Raw genomic sequence first — 6,971 nt, 5'->3', positions numbered from 1 at the left:
GAGCTCCCGGCGGGCCATGACGTCGTACTGCTGTCCATGATCATGCACGACTGGACGCCGGAGCAGGACCTGGCGATCCTGCGCAAGTGTTTCGCGGCCCTGCCGTCCGGCGGCCGGATCGTGATCAGCGAGTTGCTGGTCAACGACGAGAAGACCGGCCCACCCGCCGCCGCCTTGATGAGCCTCAACATGTTGGTCGAAACGGTCGGTCGCAACTACACCGCGGCCGAGTACGAGCACTGGCTGCACGCCACCGGCTTCGTAGACGTCCAGACCGTGGCCTTCGAGGCGCCGGGCGCAAACGGCGCGGTCATCGCCCACAAACCCTGACGGCTTCGCGCGCAGTACGGTCGGAGGAGGGAACTCACGAGAGGACGACCGAGATGAGTGTTGACCGCGGGCTGCTGGCGACGTTGGAGGCCAAGCCGGGTAAGGAAGAGGAACTGCGCGCGTTCCTCGAGAAGGGGCGGGAGCTCGCGGTCGCCGAAGAGGGGACCGTCACCTGGTACGCGTTCCGGCTCGGGCCGACGACGTTCGGGATCTTCGACACGTTCGCCGACGAGGACGGTCGGCAGGCCCACGTCAACGGCCAGATCCCAGCCGCCCTCGGACAGGTCGGTCCCGAGCTGCTCGCGGCCGACGCGGACATCCGGCCGATCGACGTCATCGCGGTCAAGTAGCGCAGGGCCGGATCGAGAGTCTCGTCGGCAGTGCGTCGTGTGGCGTGGGCAGGTGGCTGGTCAGGACGGATCGGTGTGCTTGACGAGGACGGCTCGGGTGTAGAGGAGGTCAAAGCCGCTGCGTTGGGCGTTCTGCTGGGATTTCGAGGCGGGTTGGGTGGTGATCACACCGACGTCGCAGCCCGCGGTGGCGGCGTCGGAGAGGCGGGTGGACAGCAGAGCGGACTGGATGCCGTGGCGGCGGTGCGCGGGAAGTGTCGCGGCGCCGGCGAACTGGGCGACGCCTTCGGCTGTGCGGAGTCCGGCTCCACCTGCGATCTCGTCGTTCAGCAGCGCGATGTAGCGGATGATGTCGGCTGAGGCCGCGTCGCGTTCGGCTTCGATGTAGGTGTCGCGCGGGAACTCCTCGCGCCACGGGACTCCCTGCGTGTCGGGTACGGCGACCGCGTCGGCCATCAGGTTCAGCCAGACGGCGAGCTCCTCGTCGGCACTCGGCCGGACCTCGATCCCGTCGGGCAGTGTGACGTCGTACTCGGCCTCGACGACGATGCCGAGCACGTTCTCGAACGACTCCAGCTGGTATCCCCGCCGGCTGAGGGCGATGCCGATGTCGGGGTCGGCGAGGTGCGGAAGCTCGACCTGCACCGGCGCGCCGACGGCGGCGTACGCGTGCTCGATCTCCTCGAGCTCGTCAGCAGTCGGTACGCCGCTGAATCCGAGCCCGACGACTTTGTTGAACGGCGAGTCGTCGGTGGCGAAGCTCGCGATCCCGCCCGCGACCGGGATCAGGAATCCGCGGTCGTCCGCGAGGCGGAGGTGTGCGGCGCGAGCGGTTGCTTCGATGAGCTGGGTCTCGACCCGCTCGATCCGCTCCGCCAGGTCAGCGTCGCAGAACAAAGGTGTCCGTTGGGTGTTCATGACTCTCCTGACAGGTCCTGCCCCAGCCAGACCCGGTCGCGCAGTGGGATGCCGTCGATGATGATTTCGCTGGGATAGCCGGTCGAGGCGACGAACGCGTCGCGTTCGACGCTGAGCATGCGGAAGCCTTGACGTTGGTAGAAGCGCAGATTGCCGGTGTCGGCCGCAGCCGTCGCGACGAGGAGGCATTTCGCCGCGTTCTGCCGGCAGTGTTCGAGCGCCGCCCGGACCAGCGCCCGGCCGACACCCGCGCCGCGGCGACTCTCGACGACCGCCATGCTCTTGAGTTCGGCGGTGTCGTTGTCGGGGATCAGCTGAAGGTGGCCGATGATCTCGCCTTCGTCCTCGGCGACGAACAAGGTACCGAGCTCGAGGTAGGTGTCGATCTGTTGCTCGGAGTCGTCGGCCTCCCGGAAGAGCGGGCGCAGCGGCTGCCGGTCGAGGTCATAGCGATAGACGAGCATTTCCATGATTGCGATCCCCTCTGCGGCGCCCGACATCGACTGCGACATGGGCTCTGTGTCGCGAGGGACCGGAAACGTTACACGGCCACCTGCCGGATCCTGTACGTCGTCTGCGGTCAGTGACGGGAGGGTGTCGGGGTCTCGGTGTCCGGGAGTTGGCGCAGGGTTCGTAGTGGGCTGAGCAGTGCGAGGGTGGTGCTGGTCAGCATGATCAGGCTGCTGATCACCAGGGTGGCGCGGAATCCGGCCAGGGCGCCGAGGGTGCCGCCGAGGAGGGCGCCGATCGGTTGCATCCCGTGGACCAGGAAGCGCCAGGTGGCCTGGGTTCGGGCGAGGAGTTCTGGTGGGATCAGGATCTGGCGGATGGTCTGCTGGTTGATCCCCCACAGCGTTGGGCCCCAGCCGCGGAGGAGTTGCGCGATGATCACAACCGTCAACGCCAGCGCCGTCGGCCCTCCGGCCGCGGCCATCACCAGCCCGGCCAGACTCGACAGCGTCGTCCCGACGATGAAAGCGGGCCCGTTACCGAGCCGGCCGGTGATCTGTACTCCGATGCTGGCGCCGACGATTCCGGCGACCCCGGCCACCGCGATGACCAGGCCGACCAGTCCAGCCGACAAGCCGAGATCACGGACCAGGAACAGCACCACGATCACGACCTGCATCTGACCGGCCAAAGCGCCGACAGTGGCGGCGACAGTGGTCGCCCGTAGCGCCGGGTGCTCGAGCGCTGCCCGCCAGCCGCCCCGGATGCCCTTGAAGAGCGACTCTTTGGCCTGGCCGGCGGCAGTCGATCGGCCCGTGACGGTGATCCGCGCCTTTGAGATGGCCGAGAGCAGGAACGAGGCAGCGTCGACAGCGATCGCTGCTGGGGCGGTGAGGAGCTGGACGAGGACGCCGCCTAGGGCACTGCCGCTGGTGGCGACGACCGAATTGCTGAGCGCGAACGCGCTGTTGGCTGTCAGCAGTTCGCGGCGGGGGACCAACAGAGGCGCGAACGACTGGGCCGCGATCACGGAGAACAGGCTGCAGGTCCCGGTGATCACGACAACGACGTACAGCTGCCACATTCGCAACACTCCCGTCGCGGCCAGAATCGGTACGGCGGTCAGCGCGGCGGCGGCCAACAGGTCAGCACCGACAATGACTCGGCGATACGACAACCGGTCCACCCACACCCCGGCCGGCAGGCCAAGGACGAGGTGCGGCAGGAACGAGACTGCTCCCAGCAAACCCATCTGTACCGGCGATGCGCCGAGGACCAGGACCGCGGTCAAGGGCAACGCTACGGTCGTCACACTCGATCCCAGCAGGGAGATCGAGTCGCCGCCGAACAACCGCCGGAAGTTCCGATGGTCGGCCAGGACACGCCACTGCGCTTTCATCGACCCCAGTAAACGCCAATGGTGGCTCTGACCAGGCCCTGACGACGAACGAAGGGGCCCAGTCGTCAGCTGGGCCCCTTCTCCTTCCCCTGTGAAGGTCCGTTCGCCCTTCGTCGAGGTTGGCTTGGGATCAGAACCCGAAGTCCTTGCCGTCGAGGATCTGGTCCGGCTTCGGCGCCTTGGGAGCGGCAACCTTGCCGTACTGGGTGAAGGTGAGGAAGTCCCGGCCGGCGTCGTTCTGGAAGCGGACCGGTCGCGCGGTGCGGACGTCGACCCAGAGCGTGGCGCCCTGCGCCCTCAACCCGACCGAGGTCACGCCGTCCACCACCTTCTTTCCGGTCTTCGCGGGGTGACCGATGTCGCCGAAGAAGCCTTGCAAGAACGTGTCCCGCTTGGTCAGGTCGATCAGGCTCTGTCCGTCCTCGTCGATCTTGGACGGCTTGATCCACTTGTTCTTCAGCACGGACAGCATCGCGCGGATCTCGGCTGCGCTGGCCTTCTCCGTCTTCGCCATCGCCCGGATGGTTGCTTCCGACATGAGCATGTAGACGTCCTTGCCGATGACGCGATAGGTGACCGGCGTCCCGGCGACGAGGAAGGCGCCCTGACCGCTGCTCTTCGTGAGTTGGAGATCGAGTCGCAGGTCTCCGGTGTCATCCACCAGGAGGCCCTTGACTCTCAGCCCCGACGCGGCGCTCGCTGCTGTTCTCGCCCGGGCGAGGAGAGTGGCTGCGGGCAAGGTGGACAGGTCGGGCGGCGCGGGCGTCGTACTGGGCGTCCGGGAGCTCGCGGGGGCAGCCGCGGTGGTCGATGGCGTGGTCGATGTTGTGATCGTGTTCCCGACGGGGTCGCACGCGATCAGTGCGGTGGCCAAGAGCGCGGTACCTGCCCAGGCTCCGCCTCGAATCCAGGGAAAGGACATGACAAGTTCTCGCTTTCTCTCGCCGGTGACGACCGGCGCGGGGGTGGGACGGCCGGTGACGTCCGGCTGCTGCCGCGGGTGCTCTTCGATGTCCACGAGCAGCGGTGACGAGAACACTCTGGTGCGCCGTACTGCGGTTCCACTGCCGTCTACTGCGGCCCCACTGCCGGATAGACTGCTGTGCTGCGGCCGGACGTCGCGCAGCCGCCGGAAGACGGGCTGTCCCGGCGCCGAGTCGGCAGGTTGGGGGGTGTGGGCGTGGGCGTCATTCGGTTTGAGCTCCTCGGACCGCTTCGTGCCCGGCGCGACGAAGAGACGCTCGACCTCGGCGCGGCAAAGCAGCGCGCAGTCCTCGCTACCCTGCTGGTCTCGGCGAATCGGCCCGTGTCGACGGCGCGCATCGTCGACGTTGTCTGGCAGGGTGCGCCCCCGGCCAACGGCGCGAATGTCGTCCAGAAATACATCGCCGGCCTGCGACGGGTGCTCGAGCCGGAGCGTGCGCCGCGCAGCAGCGGGAAGCTCCTGACACTGACGGCGGCCGGGTACGTTCTCGCGGTCGAACGGGGTGACACTGACGTCCACCGATTCGACGAGCTTGTCCGGCAAGGGCACCAGCAGCGGGCGATGGGAGACCTCGAGGAGGCGGCTGCCAGTGTTCGCAGTGCACTGAGCCTCTGGCGCAGCAGTGAGGCCCTGGCCGGAATCAGCGGGCCTGTGTTCGACGAGGTCCGCCTGGAGCTCGAGAGCCGCCACGCGGATGCGGCCGAGACCTGGGCCGACCTTCAACTGGACCTAGGCCGCCAGGCGAGTCTGCTGCCCGACCTCAGCGGTCTGATCGAGCGCCATCCGCTGTGTGAGAACCTTCGCGCCGCGCAGATGCTGACCCTCTACCGCACAGGTCGCCAGGCCGAGGCGCTTGAGGCGTACCGCGCCACCGCCCAGCTGCTGAAGATGCATGGTCTGACCCCGACGGCTCAGCTGCAGACCCTTCACAACCGCCTGCTCAACAACTCCCCGGATCTCCTTCCGACGCCGGACCCCTCCCAGCAACTCACCTCAGGTGGTTGTGTGCGCATCGACGTACTCGGTCCGCTCCGAGCCTGCCGGGACGGCGAGCCGATCGACCTCGGCTCGAGCAAGCAGCAAGGGGTGCTGGCGACGCTTCTCCTGTCTGCCAACTCGACCGTGACGCCGGAGCGCATTCTGGCCGCAGTCTGGCCGGACGACGCTCGACCGGACAACGGGTCGAACGTCGTACAGAAGTACGTCGCAGGTCTGCGGAAGGCACTCGACCCCGACCGGGCTCCGCGGAGTGCCGGGGAGGTGCTGACGCTCACTGATGCCGGCTACCGGCTCGAGGTACCACCGAGAGGCTCCGATCTCGACGAGTTCACCGGGCGGATCACCCGAGCACGCGAATTGCGAGTCGGTGGTGAGCTGGAAAGGGCGGCTGAGGAGCTGGAGTCGGCGCTCAGGCTCTGGCGCGGGGAGGCTTTGCGCGGCTTTGTCGGGCCGGTCTTCGACAGCGCCCGGGACCGCCTGAACGACGACCGCGCATCCGCCTTGGAAGATCACGCCGAGATCCTGCTGACGTTGGGACGACTCGACGCCCTGATCGAGTCGCTGCCTGCGCAGATCAACGAGTTCCCGCTCCGTGAACGGCTCCGCGCCGTACAGATGGAAGCGCTGTTCCGCAGTGGCAGGCGTGCGGAGGCACTCGCGGCGTACGCCGAGATCCGGCGGCTGCTGGTCGATCAGTACGGGATCGAGCCCAGCCAGGACCTGCAGAGTCTGTACGCCAGGCTGCTTGACGACGAGAGGTCGCAGGGAGGCAACTCCATTCCAGCGATTCCGGCGTCCGCATTGCCGGACGCCTCCTGGGAGCGAGCTGCGGCTCCGAGACGGACCCGCGGACAACGCATCCGCTGGAAGATCCTGGCCGCGGCGTTGCCGATCCTCACCTGGGGCTTCGCCTGCGGACCCATGATGGGCGTGCTCGCCTGGCGGCGTCGCAGCCGTCTACTGGGGCTCGCGGCGATCGCGTACTTCGCTCTGCAGTGGACTGGCGCTGTCCTGTTCAGTCAGAGCCCGGAAGACTTCAGCGGGATCCAGGACGACATCGGCATGTCACTGATGATCTTCCCCTTCCTGGCCTGCTCGGCGCACGCGGCCGTGATCGTCGCACCGGCCTCGAGCGCCGCGGAGCGCCGCCTTGCCGGAGCGCATCGCCGGGTCGCCCGAGAGATCGCGGCTCGCTCGCCGCTGGACGCGCAGCGGCTCGGCATCGGCCGCCCGGATCTCCCGCGGACATTCGACGACGGCGGCCTGGTCGACCCGAACCACGTCCCCGCCGCCCTTCTCGCCAGGGTTCCCGGCATCTCTTCCCAGCACGCCGCGCTGATCGTCATCGACCGGACCCAGCGCGGCCCGTTCACCTCTCTGGAGGATCTGAGTCAGCGAGGCCTGCTGCCGCAGCCTCTGCCGGACTCGATCGCCGACCACCTGGTGATCGTCGACCAATCGAAGACCCTCAGCGAGGCGCCTGAATGAGGCGGAGCGGGCGCCGAGGGCGTCCGAGGCGTGTGGCAGGCTGGCGAGCATG

Annotated in this window: 7 protein-coding genes; 3 read left to right on the top strand and 4 right to left on the bottom strand. The window is 67.9% G+C overall.

Annotation, left to right across the window (positions count from 1 at the left end; genetic code table 11):
* Together E0H75_RS40930 and E0H75_RS40925 are read left to right on the top strand one after the other, a co-directional pair.
* Positions 1-330: methyltransferase (locus E0H75_RS40930; RefSeq protein WP_272948981.1), on the top strand; the 330-nt coding region annotated here is incomplete at its 5' end.
* Between the two features lie 53 nt (positions 331-383).
* Positions 384-680 carry a putative quinol monooxygenase gene (locus E0H75_RS40925; RefSeq protein WP_131519105.1) on the top strand — a complete coding sequence of 99 codons (297 nt, stop codon included), beginning with the start codon at positions 384-386 and terminating at the stop codon, positions 678-680.
* 60 nt (positions 681-740) lie between these two features.
* Here the strand turns inward: E0H75_RS40925 and E0H75_RS40920 are convergent, their stop codons facing one another.
* The 4 genes from E0H75_RS40920 to E0H75_RS40905 form a co-directional block, all read right to left on the bottom strand.
* Positions 741-1,598, bottom strand: a complete 858-nt coding sequence (locus E0H75_RS40920; RefSeq protein WP_165554425.1) for a GNAT family N-acetyltransferase — start codon at positions 1,596-1,598, stop codon at positions 741-743.
* Positions 1,595-2,110: a GNAT family N-acetyltransferase gene (locus tag E0H75_RS40915; protein WP_202873431.1), complete on the bottom strand. Its 516-nt coding sequence runs from the start codon at positions 2,108-2,110 to the stop codon at positions 1,595-1,597. The genes E0H75_RS40920 and E0H75_RS40915 overlap by 4 nt, the downstream gene beginning before the upstream one ends.
* Before the next feature lie 68 nt (positions 2,111-2,178).
* The gene (locus tag E0H75_RS40910; protein ID WP_131519104.1) at positions 2,179-3,447 is read right to left on the bottom strand and encodes an MFS transporter; all 1,269 of its coding nucleotides are present in this window, start codon (positions 3,445-3,447) and stop codon (positions 2,179-2,181) included.
* A gap of 130 nt (positions 3,448-3,577) precedes the next feature.
* Positions 3,578-4,108: a hypothetical protein gene (locus tag E0H75_RS40905; protein ID WP_131519103.1), complete on the bottom strand. Its 531-nt coding sequence runs from the start codon at positions 4,106-4,108 to the stop codon at positions 3,578-3,580.
* A 519-nt stretch (positions 4,109-4,627) separates the two neighbouring features.
* Between E0H75_RS40905 and E0H75_RS40900 the strand changes: the two genes are divergently transcribed.
* A complete protein-coding gene (locus tag E0H75_RS40900) occupies positions 4,628-6,919 on the top strand; it encodes a BTAD domain-containing putative transcriptional regulator (protein ID WP_165554423.1) in 2,292 nt (763 codons plus the stop codon).
* Positions 6,920-6,971 lie beyond the last annotated feature (52 nt).

Origin of the sequence: Kribbella capetownensis, assembly GCF_004331485.1 — a bacterium.
GTDB classification, from domain to species: Bacteria; Actinomycetota; Actinomycetes; order Propionibacteriales; family Kribbellaceae; genus Kribbella; species Kribbella capetownensis.
This window is presented reverse-complemented; position numbering and strand designations above follow the sequence as displayed.

What these genes read in the sequence shown, in the direction of transcription:
- E0H75_RS40910 (WP_131519104.1), bottom strand. Translation starts at nt 3,447, where the DNA reads ATGAAAGCGCAGTGGCGTGTCCTGGCCGACCATCGGAACTTCCGGCGG.
- E0H75_RS40915 (WP_202873431.1), bottom strand. Translation starts at nt 2,110, where the DNA reads ATGTCGCAGTCGATGTCGGGCGCCGCAGAGGGGATCGCAATCATGGAA.
- E0H75_RS40920 (WP_165554425.1), bottom strand. Translation starts at nt 1,598, where the DNA reads ATGAACACCCAACGGACACCTTTGTTCTGCGACGCTGACCTGGCGGAG.
- E0H75_RS40925 (WP_131519105.1), top strand. Translation starts at nt 384, where the DNA reads ATGAGTGTTGACCGCGGGCTGCTGGCGACGTTGGAGGCCAAGCCGGGT.